General features: G+C 68.8%; 14 protein-coding genes. 12 read left to right on the top strand and 2 right to left on the bottom strand.

The genetic code is table 11. From position 1 onward, the window contains the following. The first annotated feature begins 88 nt into the window (after positions 1-88). The 6 genes from PSQ39_RS04380 (at position 89) to PSQ39_RS04355 (ending at position 8,681) form a co-directional block, all read left to right on the top strand. A complete protein-coding gene (locus PSQ39_RS04380) occupies positions 89-2,023 on the top strand; it encodes an ABC transporter permease (RefSeq protein ID WP_273925448.1) in 1,935 nt (644 codons plus the stop codon). Continuing rightward, entirely contained in the window at positions 2,020-2,823 is an 804-nt protein-coding gene (locus PSQ39_RS04375) for an ABC transporter ATP-binding protein (protein ID WP_273925446.1), read from the top strand. The genes PSQ39_RS04380 and PSQ39_RS04375 overlap by 4 nt, the downstream gene beginning before the upstream one ends. Beyond that, entirely contained in the window at positions 2,820-3,566 is a 747-nt protein-coding gene (locus tag PSQ39_RS04370) for an ABC transporter ATP-binding protein (protein WP_273925445.1), read from the top strand. The genes PSQ39_RS04375 and PSQ39_RS04370 overlap by 4 nt, the downstream gene beginning before the upstream one ends. Before the next feature lie 78 nt (positions 3,567-3,644). After that, complete coding sequence (pncA, locus tag PSQ39_RS04365; RefSeq protein WP_273925443.1) at positions 3,645-4,373, top strand: bifunctional nicotinamidase/pyrazinamidase; 729 nt, start codon at positions 3,645-3,647, stop codon at positions 4,371-4,373. A gap of 19 nt (positions 4,374-4,392) precedes the next feature. Continuing rightward, entirely contained in the window at positions 4,393-4,908 is a 516-nt protein-coding gene (locus PSQ39_RS04360) for a (2Fe-2S)-binding protein (RefSeq protein ID WP_273925441.1), read from the top strand. After that, complete coding sequence (locus PSQ39_RS04355; RefSeq protein WP_273925439.1) at positions 4,905-8,681, top strand: molybdopterin cofactor-binding domain-containing protein; 3,777 nt, start codon at positions 4,905-4,907, stop codon at positions 8,679-8,681. The genes PSQ39_RS04360 and PSQ39_RS04355 overlap by 4 nt, the downstream gene beginning before the upstream one ends. Positions 8,682-8,689: 8 nt before the next feature. Here PSQ39_RS04355 and PSQ39_RS04350 read toward each other — a convergent pair whose 3' ends face one another. Continuing rightward, the gene (locus tag PSQ39_RS04350) at positions 8,690-9,931 is read right to left on the bottom strand and encodes an MFS transporter (RefSeq protein ID WP_273925438.1); all 1,242 of its coding nucleotides are present in this window, start codon (positions 9,929-9,931) and stop codon (positions 8,690-8,692) included. Positions 9,932-10,075: 144 nt separating this feature from the next. Further along, on the bottom strand, positions 10,076-11,614 hold the full coding sequence (locus PSQ39_RS04345) for a YifB family Mg chelatase-like AAA ATPase (RefSeq protein ID WP_273925436.1): 1,539 nt from the start codon (positions 11,612-11,614) through the stop codon (positions 10,076-10,078). Between the two features lie 262 nt (positions 11,615-11,876). Between PSQ39_RS04345 and PSQ39_RS04340 the strand changes: the two genes are divergently transcribed. The 6 genes from PSQ39_RS04340 to PSQ39_RS04315 all read left to right on the top strand — a co-directional run bounded on the left by PSQ39_RS04340 (position 11,877) and on the right by PSQ39_RS04315 (position 17,208). Beyond that, the gene (locus PSQ39_RS04340; RefSeq protein ID WP_273925633.1) at positions 11,877-12,647 is read left to right on the top strand and encodes a TorF family putative porin; all 771 of its coding nucleotides are present in this window, start codon (positions 11,877-11,879) and stop codon (positions 12,645-12,647) included. 25 nt (positions 12,648-12,672) lie between these two features. Beyond that, positions 12,673-13,011 carry a P-II family nitrogen regulator gene (gene glnK, locus PSQ39_RS04335; RefSeq protein WP_273925434.1) on the top strand — a complete coding sequence of 113 codons (339 nt, stop codon included), beginning with the start codon at positions 12,673-12,675 and terminating at the stop codon, positions 13,009-13,011. A gap of 37 nt (positions 13,012-13,048) precedes the next feature. Beyond that, positions 13,049-14,596: an ammonium transporter gene (locus PSQ39_RS04330; RefSeq protein WP_273925433.1), complete on the top strand. Its 1,548-nt coding sequence runs from the start codon at positions 13,049-13,051 to the stop codon at positions 14,594-14,596. 202 nt (positions 14,597-14,798) lie between these two features. After that, complete coding sequence (locus PSQ39_RS04325; protein ID WP_273925431.1) at positions 14,799-15,698, top strand: aldose 1-epimerase; 900 nt, start codon at positions 14,799-14,801, stop codon at positions 15,696-15,698. Continuing rightward, positions 15,695-16,651 (top strand): SMP-30/gluconolactonase/LRE family protein, encoded by a 957-nt coding sequence (locus tag PSQ39_RS04320; RefSeq protein ID WP_273925429.1) that lies wholly within the window; start codon positions 15,695-15,697, stop codon positions 16,649-16,651. Before PSQ39_RS04325 ends, PSQ39_RS04320 begins: the two co-directional genes overlap by 4 nt. Positions 16,652-16,755: 104 nt before the next feature. Continuing rightward, positions 16,756-17,208, top strand: coding sequence for a DUF7256 domain-containing protein (locus PSQ39_RS04315; RefSeq protein WP_273925427.1), 453 nt, complete (start codon positions 16,756-16,758; stop codon positions 17,206-17,208). Positions 17,209-17,282: the final 74 nt, after the last annotated feature.

The following is a 17,282-nucleotide window of genomic DNA, read 5'->3' as shown; positions in this document are numbered from 1 at the left end:
ACCTTGTTTGACGGCGTGCCGGACGGGAGTCCGGGCGCCGCTGTGGCCGCCCGCCAGCTGGGTGGCGCACTTCCCTAAAGGATTTGGCATGGGTGTTTCGAGCTTTGTGGTGCAGCTGCTCAATGGGCTGGCGGGGGCGTCCTCGCTGTTCCTGGTGGCGGCGGGGCTGTCACTGATCTTCGGGGTCACGCGCATCGTGAACTTTGCGCACGGTTCCTTCTTCATGGTCGGCATCTACCTGGCCTACAGCCTGGTCGGCAAGTTCGGCGCCAGCCTGGGCTTTTGGCCCGCGCTGCTGCTGGCCGCCGTCATCACCGGGGTGCTCGGCGCGCTGGTGGAGATGGTGCTGCTGCGCCGCATCTACAAGGCGCCCGAGCTGTTCCAGCTGCTGGCTACCTTTGCGCTGGTGCTGGTGATCAAGGACGCCGCGCTGTGGATCTGGGGACCCGAAGAACTGTTGGGCCCCCGCGCCCCAGGGCTGGCGGGTTCGGTCGACATCCTGGGCCGCAACTTCCCGGCCTATGACCTGTTCCTGATTGTGGTCGGCCCGTTGGTGCTGGGCGCGCTCACCCTGCTGCTGACCCGCACCCGCTGGGGCACGCTGGTGCGCGCCGCCACGCAAGACCGCGAGATGGTCAGTGCGCTTGGCGTCAACCAGGCCTGGTTGTTTACGGCGGTGTTTGCCCTGGGCGCGCTGCTGGCCGGTCTGGGTGGGGCGCTGCAACTGCCGCGTGAACCCGCCACGCTGGAGATGGACCTGAACACCATCGGCGCCGCCTTCGTGGTGGTGGTGGTGGGCGGCATGGGTTCGATCCCGGGCGCCTATGCGGCGGCCTTGTTGATTGCCGAGATCAAGGCCATCTGCATCTGGCTGGGCGTGGTGGAGCTGTTTGGCGTCAGTGTGTCGTTTTCCAAACTGACCCTGGTGGTCGAATTCCTCGTCATGGCCGTGGTGCTGGTGGTGCGGCCCTGGGGGCTGATGGGCAAGGCCCAGGCCAACAGCCGGCACACCGGCCTGGCCGAGGCGCCGCTGCGCCACCCCGGGCGCTGGTTCAAGCTGGGCGGTGCCGCGCTGATGGCCGCCCTGGTGCTGCTGCCCTGGCTCACGGCGGGCTCGCCTTACCTGTCGGTGTTGATGATCGACCTCATGATCGCCGCCCTGTTTGCGGCCAGCCTGCACTTCATCATGGGCCCGGCCGGCATGCACTCGTTCGGTCACGCGGCTTACTTTGGCCTGGGTGCCTATGCGGCCGCGCTGCTGGTGCGCTCGGCCGGCATCCCCATGGAGCTGGCCCTGGTGCTGGCGCCCTTTGCGGCGGCGGTGGGCGCCCTGATCTACGGCTGGTTCTGCGTGCGCCTGTCAGGCACCTACCTGGCCATGCTGACCCTGGCCTTTGCCCAGATCACCTGGGCCATCTGCTACCAGTGGGATGGCTTCACCGGCGGCAGCAATGGCCTCACCGGGGTGTGGCCGGCGGCCTGGCTGGCGGACAAGGTCAACTACTACTACCTGACCCTGGCACTGGTCACCGGGGCCGTGCTGCTGCTGCGCCGCGTGCTGTTCTCGCCCTTCGGCTATGCCCTGCGCGCGGGCCGGGACTCGGCGCTGCGCGCTGACGCGATTGGCATCGACGTCAAGCGCATGCAGTGGGTGGGCTTCATCATCGCGGGAGGCTTTGCCGGCTTGGGCGGCGCCTTGTTTGCCTTCTCCAAGGGCAGCATTTCGCCCGAGGCCCTGGCCGTGGGCAAGTCGGTGGACGGCCTGGTCATGGTGCTGCTGGGCGGGATTCAAACCCTGTCGGGCCCGGTGGTGGGCGCGGTCACCTTCACCTGGCTGCACGACACCGTGGCGCGCAACACCGACTACTGGCGCGCCATGCTGGGCGCCATCATTTTGTTGCTGGTGCTCTTGTTCCCGCAGGGCATTGCGGGCTCGATCAAGCACCTGATTGACAGCTGGCAAGAACGCCGCCGCCACCGCGCGGCAGCCGCCATCCACACCACCACCAAGGAGCAGGCATGAGCTTGTTGAAAGTTGCCGGCCTGGGCAAGGCCTTTGGCGGCGTCAAGGCCGTGGATGGCATCCACTTCGAGCTGGCCGCAGGCGAGTTGCTGGCCTTGATCGGGCCCAATGGCGCGGGCAAGTCGACCACCTTCAACATGGTCAACGGGCAGTTGCCGGCCGACAGCGGCTCCATTTTGCTCAACGGCCAGGAGCTGGTCGGCCGCAAGCCGCGCGACATCTGGCGCATGGGCGTGGGCCGCACCTTCCAGATCGCCGAAACCTTTGCCTCGCTGAGCGTGGTGGAGAACGTGCAGATGGCCTTGCTGTCGGTGGACGACCGCTTGTTCTCCTTCTGGCGCAAGGCCTCCGAGCACAAGCGCGACCAGGCCCTCGACCTGCTGGCCCAGGTGGGCATGCGGGCCCAGGCCGACCGGCCTTGCAGCGAGCTGGCCTACGGCGACGTCAAGCGTGTCGAGCTGGCCATCGCCATGGCCAATTCGCCCAAGCTGTTGTTGATGGACGAGCCCACCGCCGGCATGGCCCCGAAAGAGCGCAATGACCTCATGGCCCTGACCAAGCAACTGGTGGTCGACCGGGGCATGGCCGTGCTGTTCACCGAGCACAGCATGGACGTGGTGTTCGCCTACGCCGACCGCATGATCGTGCTGGCGCGGGGCCGCCTGATTGCCGAGGGCAAGCCCCTCGAACTGCGCGACCACCCCAAGGTGCAGGAGGTGTACTTCGGCTCCGGCAAGACCTTCGAGAAAAACCAAGCCCCCGATCCCGCAGCCGCGTCTGCGGTGGAGTCTGTTGCATGAGCGCTGCCGTCCCTTCTTCCACCCCCTTGTTGCAGGCCCAGGGCCTGGCCGCCTGGTATGGCGCGGCGCAAATCCTCTACGACGTGGACCTGGAGGTGCGCCGTGGCGAAGTCGTGGCTTTGATGGGCCGCAACGGCGCCGGCAAGTCCACCACCTTGAAGGCCTTGATGGGCATGTTGGCCAAGCGCCGAGGCCAGATCCACTTCATGGGCCAGGACATCTCGCGTGGCGAACCGCACACCGCCGCGCGCCTGGGCCTGGGCTTTGTGCCGGAAGACCGGCGCATCTTCACCGACCTCACCGTCACCGAGAACCTGGCCGTGGGCCGCCAGCCGCCGCGCCGCTGGCCCGATGGCAGTGCCGCGCCCGAATGGACGCCCGAGCGCCTGTTCAAGCTCTTCCCCAACCTCGGCGAGATGCAGCAGCGCCCCGGCGGCCGCATGAGCGGCGGCGAGCAGCAGATGCTGACCGTGGCGCGCACCCTCATGGGCAACCCCTACCTGGTGCTGCTCGATGAGCCCTCCGAGGGCGTGGCCCCGGTGATCGTCGAGCAGATGGCCCACATGATCCTCGAGCTCAAGGCGCAGGGCGTGAGCATTCTGCTGTCCGAGCAGAACATGCACTTTGCCGAGCTGGTGTCCGACCGCGCCTACGTGCTGGAAAAAGGCCAGATCCGCTACCAGGCCAGCATGGCCGAACTGGCCGAGAACGAGGCCGTGCGCCGGGCCTACCTGAGTGTTTGAAGGCGGCACGGCTTCTGCTTGAGGCTGTGCGCTTTCGTGTTGTTTTGTCAGTGCCCTCAACTTTCCAGGAGTGATGCCATGTCTTTGATCTCTCAGCGCCGCCAGTTCCTGCAGTCCGCCGCCCTCATGGGCCTGGCCGGCAGCGCCTTGTCCACCCGGGCCTGGGCCGCCGGCCTCAAGCCCGGCGCTGACAGCGCCCTCATCGTGGTCGACGTGCAGAACTGCTTTGTGCCCGGCGGCACGCTGCCGGTGGCCAAGGGCGACGAGGTGGTGCCGGTGATCAACCGCATCGCCGCCGCGTTTGAGAACGTGGTCGTCACCCAGGACTGGCACACCCAGGGCCACGCCTCGTTCGCCAGCAGCTACGAGGGCAAAAAGCCCTTCGAAAGCACCAAGCTTGCCTACGGCCAGCAAGTGCTGTGGCCCGACCACTGCGTGCAAGGCACCGACGACGCCGCGCTGCACAAAGACCTCAAGGTGCCGCAAGCCCAGGTCATCCTGCGCAAGGGCTTCCACAAGCATGTGGACAGCTACTCCGCCTTTGAAGAAGCCGACCGCAAGACCGCCACCGGCCTGGCCGGTTACCTGAAGGCGCGCGGCATCAAGACCGTCTACGTGACCGGGCTGGCGACCGACTTCTGCGTCGCCTGGACCGCGCTGGATGCGCGCCGCCTGGGCTTCAAGACCTATGTGGTCGAAGACGCCTGCCGCGCCATCGACCTCAATGGCTCGCTGGCCGCGGCCTGGAAGCAAATGGGCGCCAAGGGCGTCAAGCGCATCCAGTCCAGCGACATCGAACTCGTCTGATCGTTCGAGCGAGCCCCGCATGACCGGCTGCGCCGCCCCCTGCCTGAGCGTCAACGGCCAGGTCTGCACCCTGCCCGAGGGCGCCGCCGACGCCAGCCTCCTGCATTGGCTGCGCAACGACCTGGGCCTCAACGGGCCCAAGTACGGCTGCGGCCTGGGCCAGTGCGGCGCTTGCACCGTGCTGGTGGATGGGGTGGCCGCACGCGCCTGCGTGATCCCGGCCGTGGGCGTGGCGGGCCGCGAGGTCACCACGCTGGAGGGCCTGGCCCCGCCCGGCCAGTGGCACCCGGTGCAGCAAGCCTTTGTCGACGAGCAGGCCGCCCAGTGCGGCTACTGTTTGAACGGCATGGTGATGATGGCGGCGGCCCTGCTGGCGCGCCAGCCCCAGCCCAGCGAGGCCGACATCCGCCGCGAGCTGTCGCACAACCTGTGCCGCTGCGGCACCCACCTGTCCATCCTGCGCGCGGTGCAAAAAGCGGCCCTGCTGATGGCGAACCGCAGCACCAGCGCCGCCCCGGCCGGAGCCTCCCGATGAGCGCCGTGCCCCCCGCTGACCACCCCGCCGTCCCGCGCCGCGCCACCCAGCCCCTGACCCGGGCCGACTTCTGGGCTGCCAGCGGCGTGCTGCTGGTCTGGCGCGACCCGCTGCCCGCCCCGCCGCCCGTCAAAGGCCAACCCGCCTTCGTGAGCAGCCACCCGGCCGAAGGGCCCGAGCCGCTGCTGGCCCTGTGGGACGACGGCAGCGTCACCGCGCTCAGTGGCCATGTGGACTTGGGCACGGGCATCCGCACCGCGCTGGCCCAGATCGTGGCCGAAGAGCTGGACCTGCCCCTGAGCGACCTGCACATGGTGCTGGGCGACACCACCCGCGCGCCCAACCAGGGCGCGACCATCGCCAGCACCTCGATCCAGATCCACGCCCAGCCCCTGCGACTGGCGGCGGCCCAGGCGCGGCAGTGGCTGCTGGCCCAGGCCGCCCAGCGCTGGCGCCTGCTGCCCGAAGCCTTGCAAGTGCGGCCTGGTGAGGTCGTGGTGGCCGCCCAGCCCGAGCGTCGCTTGCCCTGGGCCGAGCTGCTGGGCGGGTCCCAACACGCGCTGCGCCTGGACCCGGACACGCCCCTCAAACCCAGCGCTGATTACCGCCTGGTGGGCCAGTCCGCGCCGCGCCTGGACATCCCCGCCAAGGTCAGCGGCGAGCTGGTCTTTGTGCACGACATGCGCGTGCCCGGCATGCTGCACGGCCGCGTGCTGCGACCGCCATACGCGGGCGCCGACCACGGCGACTTCATCGGCAACACGCTGGAGTCGGTGGACGAAAGCTCGGTGGCCCACATCCCCGGCCTGCGCGCCGTGGTGGTCATCCGTGACTTTGTCGGCGTGGTGGCCGAGCGCGAAGAACACGCCGAGCAAGCCTTGCGTGCGCTGCGCGTACGCTGGAAGTCCTGGCCCGGCTTCCCCGACCAGTCCAGCCCCGAAGCGTTGAGCCAGGCCATCCGCAACAACCCCGCGACCCAGCGCCGCCTGGTCGACGAGGGCGATGTGGATGCCGCCCTGGCGGGCGCGGCCCAGCCCATGGCGCGCAGCTATGTCTGGCCCTACCAGCTGCATGGCTCGATCGGCCCGTCCTGCGCGGTGGCCGACTGGCGTGCCGGGGAGGGCGGGGCCGAGGCGCGCATGACGGTCTGGGCCGGCACGCAAAACCCCCATGTGCTGCGCGCCGACCTGGCCCGCTTGACGGGCCTGCCCGACGTCGCCATCGACCTGATCCGCATGGAGGCCGCCGGTTGCTACGGCCGCAACGGCGCCGACGACGTGGCCGCCGACGCGGCCCTGCTGTCACGCGCGGTGGGGGCCCCGGTGCGGGTGCAGCTCACGCGCGAGCAAGAGCACCTGTGGGAGCCCAAGGGCACGGCCCAGCTGATGCAGGTGCGCGGTGGGCTGAATGCCGACGGCTCGGTCGCCGGCTACGACTTCGAGGCGTCCTACCCCAGCAACGGCGCGCCCACCCTGGCCCTGCTGCTGACCCGCACGGTCGAGCCCCTGGCCCAGGCCTACGAGATGGGGGACCGCACGGCGCGCCCGCCCTACGACTACCGCGACCTGCGCGTCGCGGTGAACGACATGCCGCCGATCATCCGTGCCTCGTGGCTGCGCGGGGTGTCGGCGCTGCCGAACTCGTTTGCCCACGAGTCCTTTGTCGATGAACTGGCCACCGCGGCTGGCGTCGACCCGGTCGCGTTCCGTCTGCAGCACCTGAGCGACCCGCGCGCGGTCGAGCTGGTGCAGTCCACCGCCGAGCGCGCCGGCTGGCGCCCCCACACCGGCCCGCAGCAGCGCCGCGAGGGGGACTGGCTGCAAGGCCAGGGCTTTGCCTATGCGCGCTACGTGCACAGCAAGTGGCCCGGCTTTGGTGCCGCCTGGGCGGCCTGGGTGGCCGATGTGGAGGTCAACCAGGTCACGGGTGAGGTGCACGTCAAGCGCGTGGTCGTGGGACACGACGCGGGCCTGGTGGTCAACCCGGCGGGCATTGAGCAGCAAATCCACGGCAATGTGCTGCAGACCACCAGCCGGGCCTTGAAAGAACAGGTGCAGTTTGAGCCCCTGACGCCCCAGCCCACCGCGTCGCCCACGTCCCCGGCGTCCGGCCCGCTGGTGGCCGCGCCCCAGGCCCTGGCCAGCCGCGACTGGGGCAGCTACCCGATCCTGAGCTTTCGCGAGGTGCCGGTGGTCGAGGTGCTGCACATGCCGCGCCCTGGCGAGGCCCCGCTGGGCGCGGGCGAGTCGGCCTCGGTGCCCGGCACGGCGGCCATTGCCAACGCCATTTTTGATGCCACCGGTGTGCGCTTTCGCGCGCCGCCCTTCACCCCCGAGGTGGTGCGCGCCGCGCTCAACCCCTTGCCCGGCCCGGACGGCCCCGACGGGCCGCAGCGGCCAGGTGCCACCGACACGGGCCCGCGTGCCACGCCGGAGCCTCAGCTCGCCCAAGCCTGGCCCGAATCCGCTTTGGCCCCGCGTTCGCGCCGCCGCTGGGCCCGCGTGGGCGCCTTGCTGACGGCGGCGGTGGGCATCACCTTGGGCCTGCTGGGCGCGCGCTCGGCGATCGCACCGGTGCAGCCGGCCAGTGGCTCCATCTACACCCAGGCCACGCTGGAGCGCGGCCGCCTGCTGGCCGCCGCCGGCGACTGCGCCGTGTGCCACACCGCGCCGGGTGGTGTGCCCAACGCCGGCGGCCGGGCCATGGACACGCCCTTTGGCACCATCTACACCACCAACCTCACGCCCGACCCCGACACGGGCCTGGGCCGCTGGTCCTTCAGTGCCTTCCAGCGCGCCATGCGCGAGGGCGTGTCGCGCGACGGCCACCACCTGTACCCGGCCTTCCCCTACACCTCCTTCGCCAAGATGAGCGACGAGGACCTGACCGCGCTTTACGCCTGGCTCATGGCCCAGCCGCCCGTGCCCGCGCAGGCGCCCCAGACCCAGCTGGCCTTCCCTTTCAGCCTGCGCCCGCTGATGGCCGGCTGGAACGCCTTGTTCCATGACCCCAGCCCCTGGCAGCCCGAGCCCAGCCGCTCGCCCGAATGGAACCGCGGCGCCTACCTGGTGCAGGGCGTGGGCCACTGCGGCGCCTGCCACACCCCGCGCAACGCGCTGGGCGCCGAGCGCGGCGGCCCGGCCTATTTGTCGGGTGCGCTGGTGGACGGCTGGGAGGCGCCCGCGCTGACCGCCTTGTCACGCGCGCCTGTGCCCTGGACCCAGGCCTCGCTCTACCAGTACCTGCGCCACGGGCACAGCGCCGAGCACGGCAGCGCCAGTGGCCCCATGGCGCCCGTGGTGCGCGAGATGGCCGCTTTGCCCGATGCCGATGTGCAGGCCATGGCCACCTACCTGGCCAGCTTCAACACCCCCGCGCCCGAGGCGCCGGCCCAGGCCCAGCGCCAGGTGGCCCAGGCCGCTGCGCGCGCGCCGCTGGGCAGCCCGGTGTCGCGCTTGTTTGAAGGGGCGTGTGGCGCCTGCCACCACGACGGCGACGGCCCGCGCCTGCTGGGCGTCAACGTGCCCTTGTCGCTCAACAGCAACCTGCACAGCGCGCGGCCAGACAACCTGCTGCAGGCCATCGTGCACGGCCTGCGCCAGCCGGCCTCTCCCGCTTTGGGCTTCATGCCGGCTTTTGGCGACACCTTCAGCGACGCCCAGATCACCGAGTTGGCCGGCTACATGCGTCAGCGCTTTGCGCCCGACCAAGCTCCCTGGACCGATGTGCCCGCCGCCCTGGCGCGGGTGCGCGCGGGACCCGCCCACCCCTGAGAGGCTTCTCAGGCGCCCAGGACGGTTTGCGCGCGCAAGTGCAGGCGCTGTGCCTGCACCAGGGCCAGCACGGCCAGCACCGCCACCCCCAACAAGAACAGCAAGCCGTTGCGGTAGCCGGTGTCGGCCTGCCACATCAGGCCCAGCAACAGCGGCGCGGCGGCGCGCGCCAGTGCACTGGGCAGGCCCAGCGCCCCATTCAAGGTGGCGGCGTGCTCGCGGCTCACGTATTGGGCAATGGCTGTTCCTTTGACGATGGTCAGCATGCCGTTGCCCATGCCGTACAGCGCGGCGAACAGCAAGGCCATGGCCGTCATGCCGTGGCCCAGCAGCAGCACCGCCAGGCCCAGCGGGATCAGGCAGGGGATCAGCCGGTTCGCCAGGTGCAGGTCAAAGTGCTGCTCAAAAAAGTACAACAGCAAGCGCCCCAGCACCTGCACGATGCCCATGCTGGCGGGCAGGGCCACCACCCAGGCGGGCGACAGCCCGCTTTCGCGCAGCAGCGGCACCATGTGGGCCGGCACGGCGGTGGTGACCGACATCAGCAGCACGCTGAAGCAGGCCACCAGCCAGAAGGTGGGACTGCGCAGCAACTGCGCCACGCCGGGCTGGTCACTGTGGCTGGCCGCCAGCTTGGCCGCAGCTGGGGGCGGCGCGTCGCGCAGCAAATGCAGGTGCAGCGGCAGGCACACCAGCAGCTGCAGGGCGCCCAGCCAGGCCACGGCCCAGCGCCAACCCAGCGCGTTGATCAGCCAGTCGGTCAGCGGAATGAACACCGTGCTGGCCAGCCCGCCCAGAAAGGTCAGGGTGATGATGGCGCGCCGAAAGTCGTGTGGGTAGCGCCGCGTCACCACGGCAAACGAGGGCATGTACAGCGCGCACGCCATGCCCCCGCCCAGCAGGGCCCAGACCGCGTAAAAGCCCGCCACGCTGTGCACCTGGCTGTGCAGCAGCAGGCCGGCGGCCAGCAGCAGCGAGCCACCGGCCATCACGCGGCGCTCCAGGCCCCGGTCGATCCAGCGGCCCACGGGCCAGGCCATCAAGCCTTCGACCAGCAGGGCCAGGCTGAAGGCCAGCGAGGACTCGGCGCGCCCCATGCCCAGTTCGCGCTCCAGCGGCTCCATCAACAAGGCAAAGCCGTAGAACACGCTGCCCCAGCTGATCAGCTGCGGCAGGGACAGCCAGGCGACAAAGCGGGCGCGCTGGGTGTCGGGGGCGGCTGGGGGCAGGGGGGCGGGTGCGGCTGGCATGAGGACAAAGGGCCGGATGGCGGCCTTAGGCGGCAAAGCCCCTCAGTGTGCCCGGCGGGGCGGGTTTTGTCGCGCGGGCGCTGTCCAGCAGGCGTCAGCAGGGCCGGGGCGTGCGGGGCGTGAGCGCCCCGGCCTCACGGCCCCTCAACCCCCTTGACCTGGTCCGCGCCGGTACTGCACGGCTTCGGCCAGGTGGGGGATGGCGATGTCGGTGGCGCCCTCCAGGTCGGCCACGCTGCGTGCCACCCGCAAGACCCGGTGCAGGCTGCGCGCGGACCAGCCCAGGCGCTGGGCCACGGCCTCGATGAAGCGCTGGGCCTCGGCGCTCAACTGGGTGTGCTGCTCCAGGGCCTGACCTTGCAGTTGCTGGTTGGGCAGGCCCTGGCGTTGCAGGGCGCGGTCGCGGGCGGCCTGCACGCGCAGGCGCAGCTCCGCGCTGCTGGGGCTGGGCGGGGCGTTGAGCAGCTCGCTGGGGCTCAGCGCGGCCACCTCCACATGCAGGTCAATGCGGTCCAGCAGCGGGCCGCTGAGCCGGCCCTGGTAGCGCGCGATCTGGTCAGGGCTGCAGCGGCAACGCCCACTGCCGGCACCGTGGTAGCCGCAGGGGCAGGGGTTGAAAGCGCCCACCAGTTGAAAACGGGCCGGGTAGTCCGCCTGGCGCGCCGCGCGTGAGATGCTGATGCGCCCGGTCTCCAGCGGTTCGCGCAGGGCTTCGAGCGCGGCGCGTGGGAATTCCGGCAGCTCGTCGAGGAACAGCACGCCATGGTGGGCCAGGGAGATTTCCCCGGGGCGGGGCGGCGAGCCACCGCCCACCAGGGCCACGGCGCTGGCCGTGTGGTGGGGCTGGCGCGTGGGGCGCACGGCCCATTGATCCAGCGGAAAGTGCCGCTCCAGGCTGCGCAAGGCGGCGCTTTCCAGGGCCTCGTCCAGCGTCATGCTGGGCAGCAGGCCCGCCAGGCGCTGGGCCAACATGGACTTGCCGGCCCCGGGCGGGCCGCACATCAAGAGGCTGTGCGCGCCGGCGGCGGCGATCTCCAGCGCCCGGCGGGCCCCGGCCTGGCCTTTGACCTCGCTCATGTCGGGGTAGTCGGGCTGAGCGGCGGGCGGCTGGCCTTCGACGCGGGCCCAGTCGGTGGCCTCGGCGGGCGGGGGCGCATCCGGCTGGGGCGGGGCAAAGGCCTGCACCACATCCAACAGGTGGCGCGCGCGCCAGACCTGGGTGCCAGGCGCCAGGGCGGCCTCTTCGGCGCTGCCCGGTGGCAGCACCAGTCGGGTCGGGCGGGCTGTGTGGCGCAGCGCCAGGCTCATGGCCAGGGCGCCGCGCACCGGGCGCAGCTCGCCCGACAGCGACAGCTCGCCAGCGAACTCCCAGCCGGCCAGGCGCGCGCCGTCAATCTGGCCGCTGGCCGCCAGCAGGCCCAGGGCCATGGGCAGGTCAAAGCGCCCCGAGTCCTTGGGCAGGTCGGCGGGCGCCAAGTTGACGGTGATGCGTTTGTTGTGCGGAAACTCCAGCCCCGCGTTTTGCAGTGCCGAGCGAACGCGCTCTCGCGCCTCCTTCACCTCCACCTCGGCCAGACCGACCAGCGTGAAACTCGGCAGCCCATTGGCCAGATGCACCTCCACGGTGACCGACACCGCCTCAAAGCCCAACAGGGCTCGGCTTTGCACCAAAGAAAGACTCATGTGCGTTGTGCTCCCAATTCAATAGCCCCCAGACAGGTGCATTGAGGACCAGATCGGCGTACGCTGGGGCCGTTTGCACCATTTATGTGCATTTGTCACCGCCTTGTGACAAATTGGGCGACCGTTTTGGGGCGCGCTGCAGGGGCATGGGGGCGAAGCGCAGGACTTCAAGCAAGCTGGCACGAAGTCTGCATAAGTGGAGCGTCAACCCGATGATTTTTTTTAACAGGAGAACTCTGTGAAACTCGACGCCAAAAAAACAATGATCCTGGCTGCCCTGGCCGTGGCTGGTGCTTCTGCGTTTGCCCAGACGGCTGCCCCCGCTGCAGCCCCTGCAGCGGCTGCCCCTGAGAACACCTTGGCGTTCAACGTCAGCGTGGCTTCTGAATACCGTTATCGTGGCATTTCCCAAACCCGTTTCAAGCCGGCTGTGCAAGGCGGCGTTGACTTCACCCACACCAGCGGCTTCTACGTCGGTGCCTGGGCTTCGACCATCAAGTGGATCAAGGACGCTGGCGTTGCCACCTCCACCCCGGTCAAGGGCCCGATCGAGCTGGACCTGTACGGCGGCTACCGTGGCGAGATCGTCAAGGACGTGGCCTATGACGTCGGTTACCTGCGCTACCAATACCTGAACAACACCTACCGCAACGTGTCGGGCGCCAATGCCAACACCGACGAGCTGTATGGCGCCATCACCTACAACGTGGTCACCGCCAAGTACTCGCACAGCACGTCCAACCTGTTCGGCACCCCGAACAGCAAGAACAGCGGCTACCTCGACGTGTCGGCCACCTTCGATCTGGGCGATGGCCTGACCTTGGTTCCGCACATCGGTCGCCAAGTTGTCAAGAACAACGGCTTCTTCTCTTACACCGACTACGCCCTGACCCTGAACAAGGACCTGGGCAATGGCTTCGTGGTGTCCGGCGCCCTGCAAGGCACCGATGCCAAGTCTGGCGCCTACGTCTCCCCCACGGGCAAGAACCTGGGTCGCGACGGTCTGGTCGTGAGCGTGAAGTACAACTTCTGATCCGCGCCCCGCACTAGGAGAACGCATGAAACTCGTTACCGCCATCATCAAGCCGTTCAAGCTGGACGAGGTGCGTGAAGCACTGTCGAGCATGGGCGTGCAAGGCATCACCGTCACGGAAGTGAAGGGCTTTGGTCGTCAAAAAGGCCACACCGAGCTGTACCGCGGCGCTGAATACGTCGTCGACTTCCTGCCCAAGGTGAAGATCGAAGCGGCCGTGGCCGATGACCTCGTCGAACGGGTCATCGAAGCCGTCGAATCCGCTGCACGCACCGGCAAGATCGGTGACGGCAAGATTTTCGTGTACGACCTGGAGCAGGTGGTGCGCATCCGTACCGGTGAAACCGGCAAAGAGGCCCTGTAAGCGAGACCCCGGTCCTGCCCACAAGAAAGTCACAACCATGAAAAAACTCTTAGCAACACTTGCACTGGGTTTCGGTCTGATGTTCGCCGGCAACGCCGTGCTCGCACAGGCCCCCGCTGCCCCGGCCGCGGAAGCCCCAGCCGCCACCGCGCCCGCTGCTGAAGCGAAGGCGGACGCCAAGCCCGCTGACGCGGCCGCCCCGGCTGCTGCTGCCGCCGCTCCGGCCGACGCTGCTGCCGCTCCGGCACCGGTTCCCAACAAGGGCGACACCGCCTGGATGATGGTCTCCACCCTGCTGGTCATCTTGATGACCGTGCCTGGCCTGGCCCTGTTCTACGGCGGCCTGGTCCGCAGCAAGAACATGCTGTCCGTGCTGATGCAGGTGATGGTCACCTTCTCGCTGATCGTGGTGCTGTGGTTCATCTACGGCTACAGCCTCGCGTTCACGGAAGGCAGCTCCTTCATCGGCGGCTTTGATCGCCTGTTCATGAAGGGCATCTGGGACAACGCAGCGGGCACCTTCGCCAACGCGGCCACCTTCAGCAAGGGCGTCGTGATTCCGGAGATCGTGTTTGCCGCCTTCCAGGCCACCTTCGCGGGCATCACCTGCACGCTGATCGTCGGTGCCTTCGCTGAGCGCATCAAGTTCTCTGCTGTCCTGATGTTCATGGTCCTGTGGTTCACCTTCAGCTACGCGCCGATCGCCCACATGGTCTGGTTCTGGATGGGCCCGGACGCCTACACCAGCAAGGAAGTCGTTGACGAGATGACTGGCAAGGCTGGCCTGATCTGGCAATGGGGCGCGCTGGACTTCGCCGGCGGCACCGTGGTGCACATCAACGCCGCTGTGGCTGGCCTGGTGGGTGCTTTCATGGTCGGCAAGCGCATTGGCTACGGCAAGGAATCGATGGCGCCTCACAGCCTGACGCTGACCATGGTCGGTGCCTCGCTGTTGTGGGTGGGCTGGTTCGGCTTCAACGCCGGCTCCGCTCTGGAAGCCAACGGCTTCGCTGCCCTGGCCTTCATCAACACCTTCGCGGCCACCGCTGCGGCTGTGCTGTCCTGGTCCGTGGGTGAAGCCCTGCACAAGGGCAAGGCTTCGATGCTGGGTGCTGCTTCGGGTGCTGTGGCCGGTCTGGTCGCCATCACCCCGGCTGCTGGCAACGTCGGCATCGGCGGTGCCTTGGTCATCGGTCTGCTGGCGGGCTTCATCTGCCTGTGGGGTGTGACCGGCCTGAAGAAGCTGCTCGGCGCTGACGACACCCTGGACGTGTTCGGCGTGCACGGTGTGGGCGGCATCTTGGGTGCTTTGCTGACCGGCGTGTTCAACTCGCCTTCCCTGGGCGGCCCCGGTTTCGTGGCTGACTGGGTCACGGCCACCGGCATCACCGCCGCTGACTACTCCATCGCTTCGCAAGTCTGGGTGCAAGCCAAGGCTGTGCTGCTGACGGTGGTCTGGTCGGGTGTGGTTTCCTTCATCTCCTACAAGGTGGTGGACCTGACCATCGGCCTGCGCGTCAGTGAAGAAGACGAACGCGAAGGCCTGGACATCACCTCGCACGGCGAAACGGCCTACAACCGTTGAACCCCAACCGGGGGGGCGTAGCTGCCCTGCGACCCCCCGGTGTGTTTTTTCAGTGAGAGTCTCCCTTGGATATTGGGCCCGCTTAGGCGGGCCCTTTTTTTTGGGCGCAGCCCTCCCATGAACCGGTCCTGCGTGCACCGAGCCACTGACCCAGGGCCCTGTCCCAGGCACAATCAAAGCCCCATTGCGCCAAGGCTTTCCCATGACCCTGCCCCCTGCTGCCCTCGTTCTGGACAACACCGCCACCGGCGGTGGATGGCGTTGTGAGTTGCGCCCTGACCTGGGTGGCTGCATCGCCGGATTGTGGTGGCGTGGCGAGCCTGTGCTGCGCCAGCCGCCGCCCGAGGGCCTGAGCGGGGCCCGCCAGTCGGCCAGCTACCCCCTGGTGCCCTTCAGCAACCGCATCGAACGCGCCGTGCTGCATTGGCAGGGCACCGACCACCCCTTGGTGCAGAACAACGCCCCCGAGCCGCACGCCATCCACGGCGTGGGTTGGCAGCGTCCCTGGTCGGTGCTGGAGCACAGCGCCGACCACGCCCTGCTGAGCTTCGAGCACGCCGCCGACGCGCATTGGCCGTTCGCTTTTGACGCCTCCCAGACCGTGCGCCTGCACGGCAACACGCTCGAACTGGTCCTGGGCCTGACCAACCAAGCCGACCACCCCGCGCCCGCGGGCCTGGGCTGGCACCCGTGGTTCATCAAGCGCCCGCAGGCCCACCTGGCCTTTGAGGCCACGGCGCGCTGGGAAATGGGCGACGACAAGCTGCCCACCCACCGCACGCCGTCCACCGGCCTGCACGCCGCGGCGGCCGCCCTGGACCTGGACCATTGCTTTGAAGGTTGGCGCGGCCTGGTCACCTTGCGCGACCCCCGCCTGACCGTGCGGGTGCGCAGCAGCACGCCTTACTTGGTGGTCTGCACCCAGCCCAGCCGGGATGCGGTGGCCATCGAGCCCGTCAGCCACGTCAACAACGCTCTGGCCTTGCAGCAGGCGGGCGGGCGCCCCGCCGCCGAGCTCGGCCTGCGCACCCTGGCCCCGGGTGAGTCCCTGGTCCTGCAAATGAGCATCGAAGTCAGCACCGACGAAGGAAGTCCCGCATGAGCACCCCTGTCCCCACACAATCCCTGGATTGGCAGGCCCTGGGCCCCGAGCGCAGCCAATTGGGGGAGTCACCTTTTTGGCACCCCGAGGAGCAGCGCCTGTATTGGGTCGACATCCCCGGGCGCGAAGTGCTGCGCCAAGACCCGGTCAGCGGTGTCCTGGAGCGCTGGGCCATGCCGTCCGAGCCCGGTTGCATAGCGCCTGCGCGCACCGGTGGCCTGGTGATCGCCTTGCGGGACGGCATGTACCGCGCCCCGCAATGGGGCGGGGCCTTGAGCTTGTTGATGCGTTTCAACCATGACCCGGCCACCACCCGTTTCAACGACGGCAAGTGCGATCCGCTGGGACGTTTTTGGGGCGGTACCATGTACGAGCCCCGCGACCGCCGCCTGGGCGAGCTCTACAGCCTGGACGCACGCGGCGGACGCCGCCCCGAGGTGCGGCTGCAGGCCTTGAACAACGTCATCGCCAATGGCCTGGCCTGGTCACCCGAGGGCACCACCCTCTACTGGGCGGACACCATGGGCCACCGCATCGATGCCTGGACCTGGGACGCCAAGGCCAACAACCTGAGCCACCAACGTGTCTTCGCGCAGCTGCCTGGCAAGCCAGAGGGCTTTCGCTCTGACGACTTGACCGGTGCGTCGCGCTACGGCGGCCGGCCCGATGGCGCGGCCGTGGACGCCGAAGGCTGCTATTGGAGCGCCCAGTTCGAAGGCGGCCGTTTGTTGCGCTTTGCGCCCAGTGGTGAATGCCTGGCTCAGATCCCACTGTCCGCGCGCTGCCCCACCATGCCTTGCTTTGGCGGGCCGGACGGCCGCACCCTGTACGTCACCACCGCGTCCAAGGGCCGACCCGAGGGAGAGGCTGATCTGTGGCCCGACAACGGCCGGGTCCTGGCGGCGCGGGTCGACGTGCCCGGCTTGCCAGTGGATTTTTTCGAGGAAATGTAAGTCTTGTGCGGCTGGGCTGAGCCCTCTTACAGAAGCAGATGAACGGCTAAGCGGGCAGTCAAGAATGCGCCGGGTGTGTTGCCCTGTCCACTCTGAGCGTCCGCATGAACCCCAAGCTGTTTGCCCAACTTCGCCCGCGCCAACCCCTGGCCGCCCTTGTGGAGGCCCTGGGGTCCGATTGGCGTCCCCCGCCACCCGAAGACCAAGGCTGCCTCTGGGGCCCCAACCACTGCTGCCTGGCCCGCATCGACGTGCAGCATCGCCTGGGGCTGCTGGGCTTTTACCGCGCGTTCCCGAGCGCCTTCCAATTCGAGGGCCTGCGCCTGGGCATGTCGATGGCGGCCGCCTTGGCGCACCGGCCGGGCCTGCGCCACGTGCTGCTGCCCGCCGAACAGCAACTGGCTTTGGTGGAGTACCGCGACCAGACCACGGCGGGTGACCACCTGCGGGTGCGCTTCTTTCGCCGCGAACTGGTGGGCCTTGAGCTGGAATGCCCCGGTCTGAGCTACCCCGGGGCCGAACTGGCCACCGCCGCCACCGGCCAACCTCAGGCCTGATCCCGCCCCTTCCGGGCCACCGTGCCCCGAGCCAGCGCAAATTTCTGCACGCTGCGCATTCAAAAAATTCAGCC

Source organism: Curvibacter microcysteis, from assembly GCF_028649455.1.
GTDB lineage: Bacteria > Pseudomonadota > Gammaproteobacteria > Burkholderiales > Burkholderiaceae_C > Curvibacter > Curvibacter microcysteis.
Note: the sequence above shows the minus strand (reverse complement) of the source record. Positions and strands in the feature narration are given on the sequence as shown.